22 protein-coding genes, 1 other RNA gene and 4 pseudogenes are annotated in these 20,933 nt (G+C 39.8%); 24 read left to right on the top strand and 3 right to left on the bottom strand.

Annotated features, from left to right (window positions below):
- The 10 genes and pseudogenes from HNQ82_RS14590 to HNQ82_RS14745 all read left to right on the top strand — a co-directional run.
- The coding region (locus HNQ82_RS14590; protein WP_281380824.1) for an RHS repeat domain-containing protein at window positions 1-863 on the top strand (863 nt) is incomplete at its 5' end.
- Window positions 864-881: 18 nt separating this feature from the next.
- The gene (locus tag HNQ82_RS11430; RefSeq protein ID WP_183244703.1) at window positions 882-1,316 is read left to right on the top strand and encodes a DUF4304 domain-containing protein; all 435 of its coding nucleotides are present in this window, start codon (window positions 882-884) and stop codon (window positions 1,314-1,316) included.
- A gap of 129 nt (window positions 1,317-1,445) precedes the next feature.
- A pseudogene (locus tag HNQ82_RS11435) lies at window positions 1,446-1,691 on the top strand (RHS repeat domain-containing protein); the annotation flags it as partial.
- 218 nt (window positions 1,692-1,909) lie between these two features.
- Window positions 1,910-2,515 (top strand): annotated as a pseudogene (locus HNQ82_RS11440) (RHS repeat-associated core domain-containing protein); the annotation flags it as partial.
- A gap of 23 nt (window positions 2,516-2,538) precedes the next feature.
- Window positions 2,539-3,192, top strand: a complete 654-nt coding sequence (locus tag HNQ82_RS11445; protein WP_081207811.1) for a hypothetical protein — start codon at window positions 2,539-2,541, stop codon at window positions 3,190-3,192.
- 161 nt (window positions 3,193-3,353) lie between these two features.
- The gene (locus HNQ82_RS14595) at window positions 3,354-3,911 is read left to right on the top strand and encodes an RHS repeat-associated core domain-containing protein (protein WP_052009606.1); all 558 of its coding nucleotides are present in this window, start codon (window positions 3,354-3,356) and stop codon (window positions 3,909-3,911) included.
- Window positions 3,912-3,932: 21 nt separating this feature from the next.
- Window positions 3,933-4,361: a WapI family immunity protein gene (locus tag HNQ82_RS11455; protein ID WP_052009605.1), complete on the top strand. Its 429-nt coding sequence runs from the start codon at window positions 3,933-3,935 to the stop codon at window positions 4,359-4,361.
- Window positions 4,362-4,543: 182 nt separating this feature from the next.
- Window positions 4,544-4,960 carry a DUF4304 domain-containing protein gene (locus HNQ82_RS11460; RefSeq protein ID WP_221261151.1) on the top strand — a complete coding sequence of 139 codons (417 nt, stop codon included), beginning with the start codon at window positions 4,544-4,546 and terminating at the stop codon, window positions 4,958-4,960.
- A 97-nt stretch (window positions 4,961-5,057) separates the two neighbouring features.
- The gene (locus tag HNQ82_RS11465; RefSeq protein WP_183249743.1) at window positions 5,058-5,279 is read left to right on the top strand and encodes a hypothetical protein; all 222 of its coding nucleotides are present in this window, start codon (window positions 5,058-5,060) and stop codon (window positions 5,277-5,279) included.
- 54 nt (window positions 5,280-5,333) lie between these two features.
- A pseudogene (locus tag HNQ82_RS14745) lies at window positions 5,334-6,525 on the top strand (ISL3 family transposase).
- 167 nt (window positions 6,526-6,692) lie between these two features.
- Here HNQ82_RS14745 and HNQ82_RS11475 read toward each other — a convergent pair.
- Window positions 6,693-7,718, bottom strand: coding sequence for a hypothetical protein (locus HNQ82_RS11475; protein WP_183249745.1), 1,026 nt, complete (start codon window positions 7,716-7,718; stop codon window positions 6,693-6,695).
- Between the two features lie 254 nt (window positions 7,719-7,972).
- Here HNQ82_RS11475 and secG point away from each other — a divergent pair, with 254 nt between their 5' ends.
- The 14 genes and pseudogenes from secG (at window position 7,973) to HNQ82_RS11545 (ending at window position 19,490) form a co-directional block, all read left to right on the top strand.
- Window positions 7,973-8,206, top strand: coding sequence for a preprotein translocase subunit SecG (secG, locus tag HNQ82_RS11480; protein WP_004892478.1), 234 nt, complete (start codon window positions 7,973-7,975; stop codon window positions 8,204-8,206).
- Window positions 8,207-8,259: 53 nt separating this feature from the next.
- On the top strand, window positions 8,260-8,997 hold the full coding sequence (locus tag HNQ82_RS11485) for an alpha/beta fold hydrolase (protein WP_183249747.1): 738 nt from the start codon (window positions 8,260-8,262) through the stop codon (window positions 8,995-8,997).
- Window positions 8,998-9,017: 20 nt separating this feature from the next.
- Window positions 9,018-11,294 carry a ribonuclease R gene (rnr, locus tag HNQ82_RS11490; RefSeq protein ID WP_183249749.1) on the top strand — a complete coding sequence of 759 codons (2,277 nt, stop codon included), beginning with the start codon at window positions 9,018-9,020 and terminating at the stop codon, window positions 11,292-11,294.
- A gap of 78 nt (window positions 11,295-11,372) precedes the next feature.
- Window positions 11,373-11,837 carry an SsrA-binding protein SmpB gene (gene smpB, locus HNQ82_RS11495; RefSeq protein ID WP_003399367.1) on the top strand — a complete coding sequence of 155 codons (465 nt, stop codon included), beginning with the start codon at window positions 11,373-11,375 and terminating at the stop codon, window positions 11,835-11,837.
- 99 nt (window positions 11,838-11,936) lie between these two features.
- Window positions 11,937-12,289, top strand: a transfer-messenger RNA (tmRNA) gene (gene ssrA / locus HNQ82_RS11500).
- 372 nt (window positions 12,290-12,661) lie between these two features.
- A complete protein-coding gene (locus tag HNQ82_RS14710) occupies window positions 12,662-13,633 on the top strand; it encodes a peptidoglycan-binding protein (protein ID WP_343053489.1) in 972 nt (323 codons plus the stop codon).
- Between the two features lie 113 nt (window positions 13,634-13,746).
- Window positions 13,747-13,947 (top strand): annotated as a pseudogene (locus tag HNQ82_RS14620) (peptidoglycan-binding protein); the annotation flags it as partial.
- A 13-nt stretch (window positions 13,948-13,960) separates the two neighbouring features.
- Window positions 13,961-14,377: a CDI toxin immunity protein gene (locus tag HNQ82_RS11515; protein ID WP_081207656.1), complete on the top strand. Its 417-nt coding sequence runs from the start codon at window positions 13,961-13,963 to the stop codon at window positions 14,375-14,377.
- A 454-nt stretch (window positions 14,378-14,831) separates the two neighbouring features.
- Window positions 14,832-15,764, top strand: a complete 933-nt coding sequence (locus tag HNQ82_RS11520; RefSeq protein WP_246349021.1) for an ABC transporter substrate-binding protein — start codon at window positions 14,832-14,834, stop codon at window positions 15,762-15,764.
- A 15-nt stretch (window positions 15,765-15,779) separates the two neighbouring features.
- Window positions 15,780-16,814 (top strand): FecCD family ABC transporter permease, encoded by a 1,035-nt coding sequence (locus HNQ82_RS11525; RefSeq protein ID WP_183249756.1) that lies wholly within the window; start codon window positions 15,780-15,782, stop codon window positions 16,812-16,814.
- Window positions 16,801-17,592, top strand: a complete 792-nt coding sequence (locus HNQ82_RS11530; RefSeq protein ID WP_183249757.1) for an ATP-binding cassette domain-containing protein — start codon at window positions 16,801-16,803, stop codon at window positions 17,590-17,592. Before HNQ82_RS11525 ends, HNQ82_RS11530 begins: the two co-directional genes overlap by 14 nt.
- Before the next feature lie 16 nt (window positions 17,593-17,608).
- Entirely contained in the window at window positions 17,609-18,112 is a 504-nt protein-coding gene (locus tag HNQ82_RS11535; RefSeq protein WP_183249759.1) for a HugZ family pyridoxamine 5'-phosphate oxidase, read from the top strand.
- The gene (locus HNQ82_RS11540) at window positions 18,109-19,161 is read left to right on the top strand and encodes a Surface layer protein (RefSeq protein ID WP_183249761.1); all 1,053 of its coding nucleotides are present in this window, start codon (window positions 18,109-18,111) and stop codon (window positions 19,159-19,161) included. The genes HNQ82_RS11535 and HNQ82_RS11540 overlap by 4 nt, the downstream gene beginning before the upstream one ends.
- 17 nt (window positions 19,162-19,178) lie before the next feature.
- Complete coding sequence (locus tag HNQ82_RS11545; RefSeq protein ID WP_183249762.1) at window positions 19,179-19,490, top strand: antibiotic biosynthesis monooxygenase; 312 nt, start codon at window positions 19,179-19,181, stop codon at window positions 19,488-19,490.
- Between the two features lie 36 nt (window positions 19,491-19,526).
- Here HNQ82_RS11545 and HNQ82_RS11550 read toward each other — a convergent pair whose 3' ends face one another.
- Window positions 19,527-19,697 carry a hypothetical protein gene (locus HNQ82_RS11550; RefSeq protein ID WP_183249764.1) on the bottom strand — a complete coding sequence of 57 codons (171 nt, stop codon included), beginning with the start codon at window positions 19,695-19,697 and terminating at the stop codon, window positions 19,527-19,529.
- 74 nt (window positions 19,698-19,771) lie between these two features.
- Window positions 19,772-20,923, bottom strand: a complete 1,152-nt coding sequence (locus HNQ82_RS11555; RefSeq protein ID WP_183249766.1) for an HD-GYP domain-containing protein — start codon at window positions 20,921-20,923, stop codon at window positions 19,772-19,774.
- Window positions 20,924-20,933: the final 10 nt, after the last annotated feature.

Genomic DNA, 20,933 nt, shown 5'->3' on the forward strand with positions numbered 1-20,933 from the left:
AATCGTATATATACGGGGAAAACGGCCAGCTGTTGGCGATGAAAAAAGGTGGTGCCACGTACTTCTACCACTATAACGCCCATGGGGATGTCATCACCTTAACCGATGCGCAAGGAAACGTGGTCGCTCGTTACGAGTACGACACATGGGGTCAAATTCGTTCCGAAACGGGCTCCCTAGCAGACGAAAACCCGTATCGCTATGCGGGATATCAATGTGATGAAGAGACCGGATTGTACTACCTCATTGCCCGTTATTACCACCCGACTCATGGCGTGTTCTTGTCCGTGGATCCAGATCCTGGCGATGCAGATGACATCTTGACGCAGAACGGCTATACGTACGCGAACAACAACCCAGTGATGTTGGTCGATCCGGATGGGCATTTTCCTTGGTTGTTAATTAACGCAGGATTGGCGGCGTATGAAGGATATCAGGCGTATAAATCAGGAAAAGGATGGAAAGGTGTCGCGTTTTCCGCTGCGTTCGGTTTTGTTGGTGGAGGAAGATTAAAGGTAGCTAGGTCAGCTGGATTAGCTGCTGAGAAATATCTTGCTAGAAGGTTAGGAGCTAAACCAGCGCATCTCCAAAGAATATTTAATATCGGCAAAACAAAAAGACGAGCAGATATTGTAAAAAATGGTACACTACATGAAGTTAAAGTAGGAAGAGTCTCAGCTTCCATTTTCACAAGGGCACAGGTTGCAAAAGATACATGGTTATTAAAAAATAGGAAAGTGAAAAGGGTGCACTGGAATTTCTATGTAAGTTCAAGAACTGGTAAAGTAGGTCCAAGTAGAAGTCTTAGAAAGCTTTTAAAGAAGCATGGTATATCATATAGCATACACCGTGAAAGTTTTTAACCAGTAAGGAGCGATTTTATGTCTAATAAAGATAAGATGATTAGTGCTTTAAAGAAAATAGTAGTCCCAGAGTTAAAAAGGAGGGGATTTAAGGGCAGCTTTCCTCATTTTAGGAAACAAGGGGGGCAGCTGGGGTATCTATTATCGTTTCAATTTGATAAATGGGGAGGAGGATTTTTAATAGAGATTGGGGTAGCGAAAGTTAATGAAGAAGGAACTGTAAAGATTGATAATCTCAGCCGTCCATTTCAAAAGTTAAATGCTTTTCACTTAAACAATCGCTTCAGAATTTTGGAACATAAAAATGGGAATAAGGATTGGTTTAGATTCGATAACGAAACACAAAACTTAGAAGAAGCAGAGTTTATCGAAATAGCTAAGAATGTCTTACCCTATTTAGATGTTGCAGACGATTGGTTTGAAAAGGTAAAACAAAAGCAAACCGTACGATAGAATAAATTTGACGACACGCTTATTTTATATTATAGCGTTGTCGTCTTTTTAGTTAGACCACTGATATAAAAAAGGAAATAAGACTAGTATGCTCCCTATGGAACCAAAGTCAGTGAAGCTCTGTTAAAATCATATGTATACAGAGAAAATAGCCAGCTGTTGGCGATGAAAAAAGGCGGGGCGACGTACTTCTACCACTACAACGCGCATGGCGATGTCATCGCGTTAACCGATGCGCAAGGAAATGTGGTGGCTCGTTACGAGTACGACACATGGGGCCAGCTTCTTTCTCAATCGGGTGAGATGGCCGACGAAAACCCATACCGATATGCGGGATACCAATATGACAACGAAACGGGTCTGTACTATCTGATCTGTTTATTGCAAAATAAAAATGCAGAGATCTGCAGAGAATTTGGCTTAGGCCAACTTTACATGGAGAGGGGGGCGTGATAGCCTTTTTAGGCATAGCCAGCCCTTGATATTGCTGGCTTCCTGGCTTTTTCATCACGCCCCCAGAGGCTCCATGTCAAGTTGTAATTCTCTGCACTTTTCGTTGCGAAACTCTGTATTTTTTCTTTGCAGAAAACAATCTGATCGCCCGGTACTATCATCCAACGCATGGCGTGTTCCTATCTTTAGACCCAGACCCAGGGGATGCGGATGACATTCTCACGCAGAATGGGTATGCGTATGCGAACAACAATCCGGTGATGATGATCGATCCGGATGGTCACTTTGTGTGGATGGCGATTAATGCGGGATTCGCGGCGTATGATGGGTATAAGGCGTACAAGTCGGGAAAAGGATGGACAGGTGTCGCAGCTGCGGCGGCTATCAATTTTGTTGGTTTTGGTGGCAAGTTCAAAGCTGCTAGTAAAATTATTAAAGCTGTGCATGGTAATAGTCGATTCTCAAAGAGGATTCATCATGGGTATGAAATTTATGAAATAGTTAACGGTAAAAAACGTATAGTTAAAGTAGGTATTAGTGGTGCTAAGCTAAACAAAAACGGTACATCACCTAGGGCTAACCGTCAGGTCAATAAGTGGAATAAAAAAGCGGGGTATCAAAGATACTATGCTCGGATTGTTAAGAGAAATATTTATGGAAGAGAGAAAGCTCTAAAGTGGGAGAGAGGAAGAGCTTATGCAGTGAGAAAAGCTGGGGGTAATATGTATCTTCATGTCAGACCGTGATAACATAAAGAAAGGGGTAAGCTATGTTACTGAAAACATTTCTATTATTAGGAGAAGAAGGGATATCCGACGTTAAAAAAAGTTTTTCTTTTCAAACTAGATGTATTACCAAATTGTATGAACGGGTCTTTGATAAAAAATATAAAACCGCTGATTGTAGGCAGTTAAATTTCCATTGTGGTAATTACCCCGAGATGAAACTATTAGGATGTTTTGATGGTTTTTGTCAAGTCTTAGTGCCATATAATATTCAAGAATTTCTAGAGTATCCAGATAACAAAAAAAAAATAGAGATCCTAGAACTGTTGAAAAATAGCCTCGATTTTGTTATTAGAGGAAAAAATTGGGATCCTAATCCTTTTCAAGAAGCTTATGAGAGAGTAAAGGAGTTAAACTATATTAATGAGTTTATTTGGAACAAGCCTAAATTAAGTCCAAATAAAAAATACAAAGCTGAGGTACATTGTAATCACGATCTGTATGATTTTACAATAAAGATGGTGATTAAAGATAGAAAAGATAAAGTATTACTTGAAAAAAAAATAGTGTCAACTGAACCCGATGAACTTATTTACGATAGGTTTTTAGGTCATTTAATGTGGATAAGTGATGATGAAATAGCGCTTTACGAGAAAAATTCAAAGCGTTATACCTCTGTAAAATTAAGAGAGGCATAATGAATAGCTCTAAAATATTATCAAAGTTGAATCATTTTTCACCAGATTGACAGTTTAAAATTTTTCTTCAGAAGGACGCAAATTCGTCCTTCTGTTTTTTTGTCCTATGGGGTTCCGTTAAGCAGCTTTCTTATTGTCTAGGGCACGGTGTGTTCCCTTCCTTGGATCCAGACTCAGGGGATGCGGGTGATATTCCCACGCAGAATGGGTATGCGTATGCGAACAACAATCTGGTGATGTTGGTGGATCCGGATGGGCATTGGGTCTGGCTGGCCATCAATGCAGGGTTTGCGGTTTATGATGGATATAAGGCATTTAAAAAAGCTGGATGGAAGGCTGCGGCAATTGCTGTAGGTGTAGGGCTTATCGGGGGAGTTGGATTCAAAGCAGGTAAGGCACTATATCGAGCTTATAAAGTGAAGCCAATTGCTAAAAAAATGATATTTGATAGCACGGCGTTTAAACATATGCAAAATTCGGACCGCTATGTTCCGAGACAGATTTTAGCAAGAGCAATTGTCTATGGTAAGAAATCCAGAGATGGGGCTAAAGGCTATAATAAATATACTATAACCATGCATAAGTTAGAAAAAGCAAGACATTCCATAGGCGATCCCAGAAATTACAAGTATAAAAAATATCAGTTAACAGTTGTATATAATAAGAGAACCAAACGGGTACGTCATTTCCACTATGAGCCATATAAGCAACGAATATAACTGGTAGAAAGGATGCAAAGCATGAAAGTATTTGTATGTGAGGAAGACGCAGATCGAAGCCTAGAGCTAATTATCACGGACTTTGAAAATGAAGGGGATCCGTTTTTTGGTGGATGCTACTTTACAGGAAAAGTAAAGCTAAAAGGTAGTGGCTTTATAGCTGAAACGGTTCACTTTCATTTTGACAATCATGATATCTTTCATTTCTATGAAAGTTTAAAGAAAATATACAGAGAACAAGAAGGTAAAGCAGTTTTTCATTCAGAATCTAAGGAACTAAATGTTGTAGTGCAAATCTACAATAGTGGAGGAGGAATTGTTCAGGTTCAGTTTAAGGATTTACACAGCGAGGATTTTTTTAGTAGCAGTCTGCATATACACATTTCTACATTACCGTATATGCTTGACCAACTGCGGCACCATCTAGATATTTTTAAATACTGCTCATAGTTACTTATGTCATATAGACTCAAAATCAGTTAAGATGGTTTGAGTATCAGACTGTTGTAGACAAAATAGAATTCAGACACCCAGCTTGAATCCTATTTTGCTTTAATGGCACGTACTGTATTAAATTATTTCAAATTTAACAAGTAAAGGGGGGGATCTTTATATTATCTAATAAGGATAAAATGGTCGGTGCTTTAAAGAAAATAGTAGTCCCAGAATTAAGAAACAGGGGATTTAAAGGGGCTTTTCCTCATTTTAGGAAGCAAGAAGGTCAGTTAGGTTATTTGCTATCGTTTCAATTTGATAAATGGGGAGGAGGATTTATAATAGAAGCTGGAGTAGCAAGGGTTAATGAGGAAGGAAACGTGATAGTTGATGGTATAGTTCGACCATTTCAAAAGATGAATGCTTTTCACTTAAACAATCGTTTTAGAATAATGAATAATAAAAATGGAGATAAAGATTGGTTTAAATTCGATAACGAAAACCAAAATTTAGAGGAAACAGAATTTATTCGAATAGCTAAGAATGTTTTACCATATTTGGATGTTGCAGAAAATTGGTTTGAAAAAATAAAGCAAAAGCAAACAGTACGATAGAACCAATCTAGGCGACCTGCTTGCTTTATAGCAGTGTCGTCTTTTTATAACAATTTAGATAAGCTATTGACTCAAGAAAAAGTAGTAATAAGATGGTATGGTTGGTGATACAATGTCATTTTGGGAAAGCATAAAGAACAAGGAAACAGTTGTTTTAAGTGATGATGCAATCGATTTGTTAAGTGATACGCTCTTAGAAATCAAAAAAATTTATCAAGAAGATTTAGAAAGAATGCCAACGGTAGCTGAATTGGAAGCATTAATTTTGAGGTTCATCACCAAATTTTGTGATTTAGTGACAAAAAAGAGAAAGCGCTGACGAGATCCTGGCAATAATGTTAGTGGTGAAATCAACATTAAGGAGGTCTCGTAAGTGCTTTCGATACCACTAGGATTGCCAGAATTTAAAGTGATTAAACAAGAACTTCATTCCTATGGTTATGCGATTCATGTAGAGAAAACAGAGACACAGGAACGCTGCCCTCATTGTGGGTTTGCCACTTCCTCTGTCCACGACAGACGGACAAGAAAAGTACGGGATTTGGCGATTTTCCATCAGCCGGTGTACTTGTTCGTCAAGGTAAAGCGCTATCGGTGCTGGAATTGTTCCCACGTGTTTTCTGCCTCTTTGGAATCGATTCAGCCCAATCAACATTACACCAATCGATTTTGTGAGCACTTGTATGAACTTTGTGAAGGCTCCACCATTCAAGATGTTAGTCGAAAGCAGCGCATCCCATATACGACATTGGAACGCATCTACTACTCCATCGCATCAAAAAAAGCAAAAGAGCGCCAAACCGCAACGGAGGCATCTTGTCAGGAAGGGATGGTGCTTAGCTTAGATGAAATCGCGGTAAAAAAGGGACATCAGTATGAAACCGTATTGATGGACGCTAAAAGCTGGATCGGTCATGGGAATGCATGCCGATCGCCAATGTAACTCCGCCATCCACTTGTTGAGCCAGAATGTCCTGTCGAAAGAAAGGGTCCAAACGGTGATTCTCGACATGTGGGAACCTTATCATAAGGCGGTTCGTGCCCTGTTTCCATCTGCTTCGATTGTCATCGATAAGTACCATGTGGTTCAAAAAGTGACACAAGCCTTGGATCAAGCAAGAAAGGAATGTTCTCCATTGAAGAAGGCTCGATATCTTCTCTTAAAAGGCTGTGAAAAGCTTCGTAAAGATCAACGGCGTCGATTAGACGATATCTTGGAGGAGTATCCGGTACTTTCCATTGCCTATTATCTGAAAGAGTTGTTTAGAGATTTTTACCGAACCGATGGATATAACGAAGCAAAGGAACGCTTGGAAGAATGGATTCAGTTAGCCAAACAGAGCCCTTTTGCTTCTTTTCAGGAAGTAGCCAACACGCTTGAAAGGTGGAAGGAGCCGATTCTTTCCTACTTTTTGTACCCATATACCAATGCCCGAATCGAGGGGACGAATCACAAGATCAAAAACATCAAACGCCGAGCATATGGCTATCGAAATCGAGAACGGTTTCGTTTGCGTGTATTTCTGGAGTGTACAGGGAACACTACAGGTAGTCAGGCTGCCTAAGCGCTCCCTTCTTCCGCTATCGGTATGATAGTTGGTAGAATGGAACCCGTCAAGGAAAGCACTTGACTGTTTCCATTCTACCAACTTCACGGTCTGTATGCGGAAGAAGGATCTTGACTGATGAACCCATTTCATCCAGCTAACATGTTTCTGGGATTGAGTGGAAATCACAGAAAATGGTGAAGACCCTTAATTTTATTCCGATGCTCCTCTATTTGCTTTTCAATTGATTGAATTCCTCTGCGAATTTCGTCGTCAGACTTGTTAACATATTGTTTATAAAACCCTGAATGCTTTCCTCCGTTTTTCGCAATCTCAAAAGCTGCCCCTGCTCCTGTGGCGTTAAGCAACACCCCGCCTGCACCAATGGCAACGGAGCCTGTCGTCTCCATTACACCTGCGATGGTTGCTACCGCATGTCCAAATGCTTGTCCTGCTTTGTACGCTGTCGGATGTTTCCTGTAATCTGAGCGCTTTTGTACAACGTTTAACGTCATATCCGATAACGCTGCATCGCCTGCACCTGTGACAAACTCTTTTGTGCTTTCGATCGGATGTTTCTTAAAGCTGTGCCGTGATTGTTCTGTATGTTTCGCTACGGACAGAACAGTTTTTTCAGCACGTTGTCCTATGTTCATTATATCATGAGCAGATTGTTTAACAGCAAGTCCTGTCTTCTTTTCTAGTTGGTGAACACCGTGTTCAAGCGTTTTTTCTGTATCTTTCAACGTTTGTTTAACAGAACGAACAGCTTCAGATGTCGCTTTTTTTACATCATGAACGATATGTTTCGTCACTCGTTCGGCTTTCTTTTCCGCCTCATGAAACGCTTTTTGCGCTTTCTGACTAATATGTAGCGTGTCTTTGATCGCCTGTTTCGTTATTTGCTCCACTTTCTTTTCTACATGGTTGATCGTTTGATGTACGGATTTTTCTGCTTTTTTTATATCATTGGTGATGTGTTTTCCTGCTTTCTCCATTTGTTTCTCTGCTTGTTGAAAAGCTTCTTTTGCTTTTTGGCTAATTTGAATCGTATCTTTTACGATTTGTTTAGAGACAGATGTCGCTTTCTTTTCTATTTGTTGTATGGTCTTTTCTACCTTTTTGAAGTCGTTGGCAACATGTTTCGTCGTCTGTTCGATCTTTTTACTGACTGAATGCCCCCATTTATTTAATGAACCCCAAAAAGACATATTCCTCGTTCCTCCATTCCTCATATGACGAAATCATCTCAGTTTTCACACATTTACTGTAACATGAGATTTATGGGGGGGGGGACAACGAGATGTTTTTGACAAATTTTGCAATCTTTCTGTGTTTTTTTAGCATATGATTTGTCTAATGTTTTTGATAAAGTTTTATCCTGTATCTTTTCGTCCGTTGTACAAATGAATAGTGTTATGCTAAAATAAAACTATTGTGATGTGCGTCGTTGGAGGTGTAAAGTATGCATGCGTTTCTTGTTACGTTACTTGTAATTGTTTGTATTGGAATCATTGCGGTTGTTTTATTGCAATCGGGTCGAAGTGCAGGGCTTTCTGGTGCGATTACCGGCGGTGCCGAGCAATTGTTTGGCAAACAGAAAGCGCGCGGCATTGATGCGGTGTTACACCGTCTGACTGTTGTGCTTGCGGTGTTGTTTTTCGTATTAACAGTAGCTGTCACTTATTTTGAACTGTAACAGCGGTCCAGCGATGTGGATCGCTTTTTTCGTGGAGAAAGGAGGAATCATTTGTGAAACTTGTTGCACCACAACCGTTTACTTTTGAAGCTGGTGAACGCGCTGTCTTATTATTGCATGGATTTACAGGGAATTCTGCCGATGTGCGGATGCTTGGGCGTTTTTTACAATCAAAAGGATATACGTGCCACGCGCCCATTTATAAAGGACATGGCGTGCCGCCAGAGGAGCTCGTTCATACCGGTCCAGAAGATTGGTGGCAAGATGTGATAAACGCTTACGAATATTTAAAACAAACCCATGAAAAAATCGCTGTTGTTGGATTATCGCTTGGCGGTGTGTTTTCGTTAAAACTTGGCTATACTGTTCCTGTCGTTGGCATCGTGCCGATGTGTGCCCCGATGTATATCAAAAGCGAACAGACGATGTATGAAGGAGTTTTAGCATACGCTCGCGAATATAAAAAGCGAGAAGGAAAAGGCGAGGGGCAAATCGAGCGAGAAATGGCGGAGTTTGCGAAAACGCCGATGAAAACATTGAAAGCACTGCAACAACTCATTGCTGATGTGCGCGATCATTTAGATTTCATTTATGCGCCTGTTTTTGTTGTACAAGCGCGTCATGATGACATGATTAACCCAGATAGTGCAAATATTATTTATAACGGCGTTGAATCTCCGATCAAACAAATAAAATGGTATGAGGAGTCAGGACACGTCATTACGCTTGATAAAGAAAAAGAACAGCTTCATGAAGACATTTATGCATTTTTAGAATCATTAGATTGGTAATCCTCGAAAGGAGGAAGTAAATGAAGGAAAAATTATTATCGTTTATGCGTGATGAAGCGTATAAACCGCTTACGGTGCAAGAATTAGAAGAAGCGTTTCATATTACGGACGCTGCCGAATTTAAAGAACTTGTGAAAGCGCTCGTTGCGCTTGAAGAAGAAGGATTGATCGTCCGGACGAGAAGCAATCGTTATGGGCTACCTGAAAAAATGAACTTAATTCGCGGCAAAGTGACAGGTCATGCGAAAGGTTTTGCGTTTGTCGTCCCAGAAGATCCAACGCTTGATGACATTTTTATTCCACCGTCGGAATTGAAAAATGCGATGCATGGCGACACCGTTCTTGTGCGCGTGAACGGACAGCCAACAGGCGCGCGTCAAGAAGGGACGATCGTCCGCATTATTGAGCGGGGCATTACAGAAGTCGTCGGCACGTATACAGAAAGCAAAAACTTTGGCTTTGTTATTCCAGACGATAAAAAAATCGTCAACGACATTTTTATTCCAAAACATGCCGCAAACGGTGCTGTCGAAGGGCATAAAGTCGTCGTCCGCTTAACGACGTATCCGGAAGGACGCATTAGTGCGGAAGGGGAAGTTATTAAAATTTTAGGACATAAAAACGATCCGGGGGTCGATATTTTATCGATCATTCATAAACATGGATTGCCGCTTCAATTCCCAGAAGACGTCCTTGAACATGCGAACAGCATTCCAGATACGATTTCGGAAGAAGATTTACAAGGACGGCGTGATTTGCGCAATGAAGTGATCGTCACTATTGACGGGGAAGACGCAAAAGATTTAGACGATGCAGTGACTGTAACGAAATTAGAAAACGGAAACTATAAACTCGGTGTTCATATTGCTGATGTCAGTCATTATGTTACAGAAGGGTCGCCGATTGACCGCGAAGCATATGAGCGCGGAACGAGCGTTTATTTAGTTGACCGCGTCATTCCGATGATTCCGCATCGTTTGTCGAACGGCATTTGCTCGCTCAATCCGAAAGTCGATCGGTTAACGTTATCGTGTGAAATGGAAATTAACGATCGCGGAGAAGTGGTAAGCCATGAAATTTTCCAAAGCGTCATTCGCACAACCGAACGCATGACATATTCTGATGTAAACCGCATTCTCGTTGATCGTGACGAAGCACTGCGAGAAAAATATGCTTCGCTTGTGCCAATGTTTGAGTTAATGGCACAATTAGCGGATATTTTACGAAATAAACGAATGAAACGCGGTGCAATTGATTTTGATTTTAAAGAAGCAAAAGTGCTTGTCGATGAAAATGGGAAGCCTTATGATGTCATCTTGCGTGAACGTTCCGTTGCCGAACGACTAATTGAAGAATTTATGCTAGCAGCGAACGAAACAATTGCCGAACATTTTCATTGGATGAATGTCCCATTTATTTATCGCGTGCATGAAGATCCGAAACCAGAGAAATTGCAACGCTTTTTAGAGTTCATTACAAACTTCGGTTATGTCGTCAAAGGAACGGGCAATCAAATTCATCCGCGTGCTTTGCAAGAAGTGTTGGAAGCAGTACGTGGCGAGCCAGAAGAAATGGTCGTATCAACCGTCATGCTTCGATCGATGAAGCAAGCGCGTTATGACGCCGAAAGTCTCGGTCACTATGGACTATCAACGGAGTTTTATACGCACTTTACATCACCGATTCGCCGCTACCCAGACTTAATTGTTCATCGCCTTATTCGCACGTATTTAATTCATGGGCAAATGGATGAACAAACGCAGCAAAAATGGGCGGAGAAGCTGCCTGAAATTGCGGAGCATACATCAAATATGGAGCGTCGCGCGGTAGAAGCAGAACGCGAAACGGATGACTTGAAAAAGACAGAGTTTATGGAAGATAAAATTGGCATGGAGTTTGACGGCATTATTAGCTCGGTGACAAACTTTGGACTGTTTGTCGAACTGCCAAACACAGTCGAAGGGCTTGTGCACGTCAGCTATTTAACAGACGATTACTACCATTACGACGAGCAACATTATGCAATGATTGGTGAACGGACGGGGAAAGTGTACCGCATCGGCGACGAAATTACGGTGCGTGTCATTAACGTCAATAAAGAAGAACGCATCGTTGATTTTGAGATTGTCGGCATGAAAGGGCGAAAAAACAAACGACCGAAAGCTACTCCAGTCGTCATTGAAGGAAAGCGGAAAAAGAAAAAAGAAGAACAATGGCCGACGAAAAAAACGAAGAAAAGTAAAAAGTTTTATGAAGACATCCCAAACATGAAAAAGAAGAAAAAGAAAAAACGATAAGAAAAGCCTCAAGAACGGAGGCTTTTCCTTTCTTATCATTTTTGTTAAAATATTCGTTGTCTGAAGGGAGGGAAACAAATGCCAAAAGGGGAAGGTAAACTCATTGCGCAAAATAAAAAAGCGCACCACGATTATTTTATTGAAGAAACGTACGAAGCAGGACTTGTGTTGCAAGGAACGGAAATTAAGTCGATCCGCGCCGGCAAGGTGAACTTAAAAGATTCATTTGCGAAAGTGGAAAAAGGGGAAGTATTTTTGCATAATATGCATATTAGCCCGTACGAGCAAGGCAACCGTTATAACCATGATCCGCTGCGGACGCGTAAACTATTGCTTCATCGCCGCGAAATTAATAAGTTGATCGGTTATACGAAAGAACAAGGCTATACACTTGTCCCGCTCAAGCTATATATAAAAGACGGTTTTGCGAAATTGTTGTTAGGTGTTGGAAAAGGAAAGAAAAAATACGACAAACGAGAAGATATGAAAAAGAAAGAAGCCCAACGCGAAGTCGAACGCGCTTTCCGCGAACGTCAGAAATAATCCAATATGTTACAATTGCAAAACAGATGAAATGTGATATAATAAGACGTGTCAGCCAGTTACGAAAGCTTAAGCTTCCTTCGTACGTTTCTCTTATACGGGGACGTTACGGATTCGACAGGGGTAGATCGAGCTTAAGCTGCGAGCCGAGGGGATCGTCCTCGTAAAAACGTCACCTAAAGATAACTGGCAAAGAAAACTACGCTTTAGCTGCTTAATTTATGCGGCTAGCTCCTACCGCCATCGCCCATGTGGCGGCCTAGGGGTTCATAACAAGTGGGCTACGCCCAAGTCCGCCGTCTGAGGACGCGGGAAGAGAACAATCAGACTAGTTGCTCGGATGCCTGTCGGTAGGCGGAAGATGCAGCGAAACGTAAATATACCGACTACGCTCGTAGACGCTTAAGTGGCGATATCTCTGGACGTGGGTTCGACTCCCACCGTCTCCATAATATTTAGTCACGATAAAAGCGACTGCATATGCGGTCGTTTCAGCTTGTCGACAAAGTCGACAAGCTGTTTTAATTCTGGAGGGACAAGTATTAAAAGTGCCTTTTAAAACAGAAAAAGTTGAGCATTACATTGTGAAGAAGGGTGATGCCCTAACTAAAATTGCAAAGAAGTATGGAACAACCGTGCAAAATTTAGTGAAGCTTAGTAATATTAAAAATCCAGACTTGATTCGTGTTGGGCAAAAGTTGCGTGTGAAATACCCCCCCTGCTACTTGGCAGGGGATTTTTTGTTTATTGCGACATGTTTCGACATTTTTTTTTGATTGTTATTTGATATGATGATAAGCAAAAAATGACGAGGAGGATTGAAGGTGTACGCTGTAGATGGTGTCGGTAGAGTCACGTATCCTTCTAACTACACAAATGATTTATGGAGTGGGCAAACGCTAAAAAGAGGAGATAAGAGTGATTATGTGAAGACGCTGCAATCTTGGCTTTACAAGGCTGGATTTAATCCTGGTGGAATCGATGGGGTTTATGGAGGCAATACAGAAAGTGCTGTGAAGGAATTTCAGAAGAAGGTTGGAATTACAGCAGACGGAATTGCAGGAAAACAAACTTATCAAGCTTTACAAAGGTATGTTAGAACAGAAACAACAACAGCACAATCAAACTCATCGAACAGCAATGACCGTTGGACTGGTCAGACACTTAGAGAAGGAAACCGGGGACAAGCGGTGAAAGATTTGCAGACTAAACTTCAACGACTAGGATATAACATTGGAACAATTGATGGTGTTTACGGTAAACAAACAACAGAAGCAGTAAGAAGTTTTCAAAAAGCAAACGGACTAGAAGTTGATGGGATAGCCGGTAAAATCACTTACAACGCTATTGAGCATATGTTGCAACAAAAAAATTACTATGATAAAAAGACAGTGATTGAAAATAAGTATAAGGCATTGGAAAACAAGGTTCATTCTCAAGATTCTACATGGGGAGAAGTAGAAAAATCTTTAAAAGAAATTGCTAAATTAGGTTTCGATTTTATTATTGGGGATGATATTAAAACTTTATTGAATCCCAGCGCTGATACAATTGATAAAGTTATTGCGGCTTTAAGTTTTATTCCGACTGGTAAGCTGTTAAATGGTGCTATAAAATTGTCTAAGGTTGGAGAAAAAATTGCTGTAAAGATAGACTCTAAAATTTTAGCTGTTGGAAAAGAGGTGATACTCCCAAAAGTAGATACATTTGAACAAGCAAGAAACATTGCATTGGAAATTGTAGGTGATTTAGGATCAAATTCTAAACCTGTAATAGGGAGATTGAAAACTATATAAGTTGCAATAAAGAATTTCTGATTTTTTTGTTTCTGTTTTCATCTGGATACGAGCTGATACGGTATAGCTTGGCAGGTAATCATCTGGATGTAAAACAAAAATTCAACTTATATAGCAAAGGATATGGAAAAGTGATTGGTAGGATGTCTGCGGACGAGAAAGTTAGGTGGAGACTAGATTATGATCCGGAGAAAGGGATACATATTAACGTTGAAGATTACAGAAATGGGAAAGGTCAAGCGATAAAAGTATGCATTCCTTTTAAAGGGGATGAAAAAACATTCGAATCCCTTTTAAAGCATCTCAATAAATAAGGGGGGATGAACAATGACACTATTTGAAGAGTGTGTTCATGCAATTGGGGATGATCATTTGAGGATTTTATCGAACGAGGAAACTGAAAAATATTTTGATTATTTGTGTACATTATTCCCTATTTTACCTTGGGGAAGGATTGATTGGGAAAAAGTATCTGAAAGAAAAGAAATAACATATTTATCAGAAATCACAGACTGGGTACGACAAAAGGGAATGAATGATAAAGATGTGATAGTATTATGGAACTATTCTTATTGTCCTGGCATTCAGACAAAATTGGAAAAAGTTCTAAATGCAATCGATGATGTGGTTGCTGTGGGATCAGATACCTTTATCCTTTGTACAAATGGAGAGTATATAATCGAATTTTTCCATGATGGCCAAGTGACCATAGGTACTCCAGAAAATAAAACGAGAAAAATTTAATCATCTTCGTTTTTTGAAAAACTCTCATTTCTAAGTGTATGTGGTAGGAGACATTCGTCAACAATGGTGGTGTGTAAGTTTTCGGGATGTTCTAGAAAAATACAGGACGCAGCAGAGTAGAGAAGAAGGCGGATCGCTCCGCCTTTTTGCACGAAACAGCGGCCAAAAATAATTTTGCATAAATTTTGCACGCTAAGGAAATTGAAAGCCTATAAACTTTGAAAAAATCAAGGTTTGTAGGGGGAAGTTTTACTTCCACCGTCTCCATAATATTTAGTCACGATAAAAGCGACTGCATACGCGGTCGTTTTTTTATTTTTGATTTAGAAATTACGTGTGTTTTTATCGTTTATACCTTTAAAATACAAAAAATAATTGACAAAGATTATCAATATCATTATCATATTACTTGCAAATGATAATGATAATCATTAAAAAGAAAGGAGAAGAAAAAATGAGGAAGTTGCTTTCTTATATGTTGTCGCTATGTTTGCTTATCGGTTTATTTACCTTTACAGGCGGAACGGCTGAAGCATCAACACGCATAACAATTAAAGATTTAGCAGGGCGAACGGTGACGTTTGATCGCACACCACAACGTGTCGTCGTATTAAGCCCTGGGGATTTACATACGCTTCAAGCGCTCGGTGTACAAGTGATTGGGAGACCAACCTCTGCGACGCCTGTTGATGCGAGCTTGCAATCAGTACCACAGGTAGGAAACATTCATCAACCAAACTTTGAAAAAATCGTTAGTTTACAACCAGATGTCGTTATTGCAAGTACATCTTTTTTAGGACATATTCAAAAAGCAGAATCATTGGGATTGAAAGTCGTTATCACTTCTGGTAGTTCCGTTAATGATATTAAATTAACCATTACATTATTAGGAAAGTTGTTTAACAAAGCGCAAAAAGCGAAAGTGTTAGTTGGAAAGATTGATAGCAAAGTAAAAAAATATAGCAAAACAAAGACAAAGGTACGTGCTGTCATTTTATTCGGTTCAGGCGCTAGTTCCCTCGTTGCTTTACCAACATCATTTTCTGGTGATGTATTAGTAAAAGCGGGTGGAGAAAATATTGCAGCAAGCTTCTCACAACTGAAAGATTTTCCGGGTTACGCCAACTTAAGTACAGAACGTATTATCGCCAGCAATCCCGATGTCATTTTCATGATTACACATGCAAACCATGCAGAAACAAAAAAAGCAATGATTAAATTAATGTCAACAAGTTCATGGCGCAATTTAAATGCCGTAAAAAATAAAAATGTTGTATTTTTACCGAGTGAACTATTTGCAGCAAGCCCTGGTGTGAAAATTACTGATGCATTAGACCATATGAATAAAGAGTTATTAAAAGTGAGAGCGAAAATGAAAAAGTCATAGATGAGGGATGAAATCATGGAAACGCTTCTTAGCGAAATACGAGAAAGAAAACATCCTTATGCGAAAAGAAGGGTATGGACGTTCGTTTTCCTTCTCATCTCGATCGTATTTGTATGTTTATATTCTGTCATTACAGGAAGTGTGAAGCTACAGTTGCATGAAGTTTGGGAAGGGCTTACAGGGGAAAAGGATTCCATGTTTTATACGATCGTATGGGATCTACGATTGCCGAGGACGATCGTTGGTTTAATTGTCGGTATGTGTTTAGCTGTTTCAGGAACAATTATGCAAGGGGTGATGAAAAATCCGCTCGCTGATCCCGGTATTATTGGCGTATCGTCAGGAGCGGCTTTAATGGCTGTGATTATTACAATTGTATTGCCACAATATATCGTGCTGTTGCCCCTTGTCGCGTTTGTTGGAGGATTTGTCACAGCGATGCTTATTTATGCTCTAGCGTGGCAAGGTGGTTCATCAATTGCAAGAATTATTTTAGTTGGGGTTGCTATTAATGCGATTATTGGAGCAACGATGAGCGCCATTATGTTGCTGTACAGCGATCGCGTGCAAGCTGTTCTTCCTTGGATGGCAGGCGTCATTTCAGGAGCGACAATGGAGCAGGCGAAGTTGCTTGTGTTTTACAGCATCCCAGGCTTTATTTTGTCGATCCTTGCTATTCGCCATATCCGCATTCTCCATTTAGGAGATGAGGTGGCGAAACTTTTAGGGCATCATGTTGAACGTTCTCGTTTCCTTTTAATTGTCATTAGTACATTTTTAACAGGTATTGCTGTTAGTGTTTCTGGATTAATTGGTTTCATTGGTCTTGTCGTTCCACACATAATTCGACTAATTGTTGGAAGTGATGATCGATTTGTGTTGCCGTTATCAGCATTAGGCGGCGGGGCGTTTCTCGTGTTTGCTGATACAATTGCGCGCAGTTGGTTTGATCCCATTGAACTACCAGTTGGTTTATTACTGTCATTTTTAGGTGGTCCATTCTTTTTATATATTCTCCATAAAAGGGGGAATGTGCGTGCTTTCGGCTAAACAAGTCACATATCAACATTCCGATCATTTTTCAATCGAAAATGTTCACATTGACATTCAAAAAGGAGAAATCGTCAGTTTGATTGGACCGAATGGTTCTGGGAAATCGACCCTTCTTCGCCTTCTTTCCTATGTATTAAAGCCAATCGGTGGCACAGTTTTACTAGATGGAAGTGAAATTCATACGTTAAGTCGCAAAGCGATCGCTAAAAAAATGGCGATGTTGCCACAAACGAACAATCATCAATTGGATATGACGGTTCGGGAGCTTGTTGAATTTGGGAGAAACCCTCATAAAGGTTGGTTTCAATCGTTAAACAACGAAGACGAACAAGTTATTCGTTGGGCATTAGAAATGACAAGCTTGCAATCGTATGAATATCGCTTCTTACATTCTTTGTCCGGAGGAGAGCGTCAGCGTGCATGGATTGCGATGGCGCTGGCGCAACGACCTGAAGTGCTATTGCTTGATGAACCGACAACATATTTGGATATTTCACACCAGTTGGAAGTGATGGAGCTCATCCGAATGTTAAATGAACAATTAGGAATGACAGTCGTCATGGTTTTACATGACATTAATCAAGCTGCACAATATAGCGATCGAATGATTGTTATGAAAGACGGGAAAATTCAATATGATGATCGCACGCAATGTGTAATTTGTAAGCAAATGTTTCAAGATATATTTGGCATTGACGTAGATATTCGCTATGAAGGGGATAAGCCGTTTTTTATTCCGATTCGAAAAACGTGTCACATGTCATGCTTAACGTAGGAAAGGTGAGAAAACATTGGAAGAGAAAAAAAGAGAGCGCTATGTGCAGTTTGTGAAACAATGTAAAACAATGATGATCAGTACAATAGATGAACATGACGAGCCGTTTATTAGTTATGCTCCCTTTGTGATGGATGAAAGTCATTTTTACATTTTTATTAGCCGGACGGCTGAACATTTTCAATATATTGAACGTAATGAGCGAGTTTCGGTATTGTTGATTGCCGATGAAGCAGCATCAATCAATTTGTTTGCACGAGAGCGCGTTCGATTCACGTGCAAGCCAACTCACATTGGCAATAACGGAAATGATCATATTTTTGCTAAGTTTGAGCACATTCATGGCAAGCCGATGATTCGTTTATTGCGAAGTATTGATTTTTCGCTTTTTCAACTTACTCCGATGGAGGGACGTTACGTTGTTGGTTTTGGGCAAGCGTTTGATGTCAATTTAAACGGTGAACGCTTTACGCATGTAATTGTGGATAAAAGTGAAGAAGGGAGACTTGAGGGGCAATGAGTACGAAACAATTTATAAATATGACGGTCATCGGTTTTATCTTTTTTAGTTTGCTTCTTTCTTTTCAACCAATTGTTTCAGAAGCGAAAACGAATGTAGTAACAATCGTCAACAAAGCGAAAACGCAAATGAAAAAAGCCCATACAACGTATACAGCATATGTTCAAAAAAAAGGGAGCATCCCGCCACATGCGACCGTTTTAGCTGAGTATAAAAAGGCACATCAGTTATATGTACAAGCGAAACAAGCTGTTCAAAAGTCCGCTGGGAAAGAGAAGAAAAAATATATGAGTGAGTTAGACGGTACGTATAAAGCGTATATGGCTAAACGAGTCATTCCGTATTTGAATGCTTCTATTGTGTTTGAAGGATCTAAAAAGATGAGAATGGCTTTGGAGCAAGCCATTGTTGATGAAGATATGGATGCGTTGCAAGCAGCACATAAACAGCTGCAAGTATACGTGCAAAGTCGTCAGCTTCGCGTATATAACCATGTATTCGAAACGAATGTTCAGAAACTGCTTTTAGAGGAATTTTCAAAAAGTAAAGCGCTCTATGATAAATATGCAAATGATGTGAAAGTATACGAGCAATTATTAAAAGCGAATGAATATCTCGAAGACGGGAAGGTTGCCGAAGCGAAAAAAGAGCTTGATGTAGTGAAGGGATTGTTATCAAAGCTATCGGATACGTTCCGAGCAGATTTAACAAATGAGTATCACAATTTATTAGAAGTATATAACGATTTAATTACTCCCCCTGTAGCCGAGTTAGATTATGTTGAAGCAACAAACGGCACACTTACATTATATTTCGATATTCCAGTGTCTTCTTTAATCGTTACAGATATGAAGATCACGATGGCGATTAATAAAGGAGAAGAGCAAGTTGTTCAGCCGTTAACGATTGCGTTAAGTGATGATCGAACAATGGCTACGATTACAGTGCCAATGATCTTACAAACGGATCAGGAACAATCTGTTGTATATGCAATTGAATATGCACAGAAAAAAATCACAGCTGATCCTTTTGTCATTTCAAAAAAATAAAAAAGGAGAGATGAAAGATGTACGTTGTTACAAATGCAATTCGTGTAAAAAAAGGATATGCTCCACAGTTAGTTGAGCGATTTAAAGAAAGAAAAGGTATTGAGCAATCACCAGGGTTTATTCGCTTAGAATTGCATATTACACAAGGGCTTGAAGATCACGATGAAGTACGTGTATGCACTACGTGGGAAAATAAAGAATGTTTTGAGGCTTGGACAAAAAGTGAAGCATTTCGTAAAGCGCATGAACATAAGTCTAAAGATCGTCCTGACTATGTGCTTGGAAATGAAATGTTTTCATATGAAGTCGCCCTTTCTTTTCAAGCATAGAAAAAAAGCTAGGGAGCTAGTGCTCCTTAGCTTTATTTAATAATACCATCCGCCATACGGATAAAACGGATACGGACGCGGTGGGTAGTAATGTGGGCGTGGCGGATAAAATGGATAAGGCGTTAATGCACTACCGAGCAATCCGCCTAAAAAGCCCCCGAAAAACGGTGCACCAAAAAAGCCGAAAAACGGTCTGCGACCATACATTGAGCCATCCCTCCTCTAAAATTCATCATTACATTTATACGATATGCAAGGCGTTTGTCCAATGGTTGGGCGACTTATCGTTTTCGTGATAAATCAATCGCTGTTCCATCATGTTTTTGAACGATAGGGCGTAATGGAGTATGAATGTAGTCTGTAAATCCAATGATCGTTGCCCACTCGTACGGACGGATTTGGATCAATTGTCCAACTTTATATAAAGTTGTTTTATCTAAAAAAATACGCAAAATGTGCGGGTCTAATTTTTTCCCCCGTTCGTTCCATACTGCTTCTAAAGCTTCGAATGATGTGTAACTCTTTTCACCAATATATCCGCCGACAAGTTCATCATAATATTGCGCAATGGCGATGATGCGACCGTATAAATGAATCGATTCCCCTGATTTTTTGTTCGGTGAATGGACGCCATCAAAATGTTCATGATGATCAAGAATTCCGTAAATAATTTCCTTCTGTCGGCAATATGTTGATGTTGAAATAAGCTCGATGGAATGTTTGAGATGTAATTGAATTAACTCTTTGTTTGCTCTTTCATTGTTTAAGTACACAACAAATTGTTCTTTAGGGACTTCTGTAAAACCGATATCTGCAAATAATGTCGCTAGACAAAGATTGATTAAATCTTCGTCACGCAGTTCTAAAGTTAAGCCGATCATTAAAGCGATAGATGTCGTGTTAATGCTATGAATGGCTAGTACGTCATGATATCGTTTTATTTTTTGATATAAATTTAAAATTTCTTTATCTTTTGAAATGATAAGATTTAGCCGTTCATCCATCTCTTTTGCTCGCCGTAGTAGACGAGTAGAATCTAATGTTTTTTCAATTAATCCCCATGTAGGCGCGAAGATGTTTAATTCGGATAAAAAGATCGGCTGTACATTTGTTTCTTCTGCTATCTCTATATCATATATCGCTGCCGTAATTGGAACTTGAATAAATTGTTTATGTATGTCAATAAGTTGTTTCATAGCTTCTATAAAAGCACGACTTGTATGTTCGCCAGCAAGCATAAACTCGTTCAGCTGTGGTTCAGATGATACAACGAGAAATGGAAAGTCGCGAGGGAACTGCTTTTTTATATGTTCAATAATCGATTCGCTTAACTTTTTATGTTTTTGTACGAATAATAATCCGTCGGGACGATATAAAGGATGTAAAAGAATATCTCCTGGAACGAGCTCATACGTTTGTTTTTGTTGGAACATACTAATCCCT

Origin of the sequence: Anoxybacillus tengchongensis (genome assembly GCF_014201585.1) — a bacterium.
Taxonomy (GTDB): domain Bacteria; phylum Bacillota; class Bacilli; order Bacillales; family Anoxybacillaceae; genus Anoxybacillus; species Anoxybacillus tengchongensis.

Coding starts and splice junctions, on each gene's coding strand:
- HNQ82_RS11525 (WP_183249756.1), top strand. CDS start 15,780: ATGGAAACGCTTCTTAGCGAAATACGAGAAAGAAAACATCCTTATGCG.
- smpB (WP_003399367.1), top strand. CDS start 11,373: ATGCCAAAAGGGGAAGGTAAACTCATTGCGCAAAATAAAAAAGCGCAC.
- HNQ82_RS11465 (WP_183249743.1), top strand. CDS start 5,058: ATGGTTGGTGATACAATGTCATTTTGGGAAAGCATAAAGAACAAGGAA.
- HNQ82_RS11555 (WP_183249766.1), bottom strand. CDS start 20,923: ATGTTCCAACAAAAACAAACGTATGAGCTCGTTCCAGGAGATATTCTT.
- secG (WP_004892478.1), top strand. CDS start 7,973: ATGCATGCGTTTCTTGTTACGTTACTTGTAATTGTTTGTATTGGAATC.
- HNQ82_RS11515 (WP_081207656.1), top strand. CDS start 13,961: ATGACACTATTTGAAGAGTGTGTTCATGCAATTGGGGATGATCATTTG.
- HNQ82_RS11540 (WP_183249761.1), top strand. CDS start 18,109: ATGAGTACGAAACAATTTATAAATATGACGGTCATCGGTTTTATCTTT.
- HNQ82_RS11550 (WP_183249764.1), bottom strand. CDS start 19,697: ATGTATGGTCGCAGACCGTTTTTCGGCTTTTTTGGTGCACCGTTTTTC.
- HNQ82_RS11545 (WP_183249762.1), top strand. CDS start 19,179: ATGTACGTTGTTACAAATGCAATTCGTGTAAAAAAAGGATATGCTCCA.
- HNQ82_RS11445 (WP_081207811.1), top strand. CDS start 2,539: ATGTTACTGAAAACATTTCTATTATTAGGAGAAGAAGGGATATCCGAC.
- HNQ82_RS11460 (WP_221261151.1), top strand. CDS start 4,544: ATGGTCGGTGCTTTAAAGAAAATAGTAGTCCCAGAATTAAGAAACAGG.
- rnr (WP_183249749.1), top strand. CDS start 9,018: ATGAAGGAAAAATTATTATCGTTTATGCGTGATGAAGCGTATAAACCG.
- HNQ82_RS11475 (WP_183249745.1), bottom strand. CDS start 7,718: ATGTCTTTTTGGGGTTCATTAAATAAATGGGGGCATTCAGTCAGTAAA.
- HNQ82_RS11430 (WP_183244703.1), top strand. CDS start 882: ATGTCTAATAAAGATAAGATGATTAGTGCTTTAAAGAAAATAGTAGTC.
- HNQ82_RS11520 (WP_246349021.1), top strand. CDS start 14,832: ATGAGGAAGTTGCTTTCTTATATGTTGTCGCTATGTTTGCTTATCGGT.
- HNQ82_RS11455 (WP_052009605.1), top strand. CDS start 3,933: ATGAAAGTATTTGTATGTGAGGAAGACGCAGATCGAAGCCTAGAGCTA.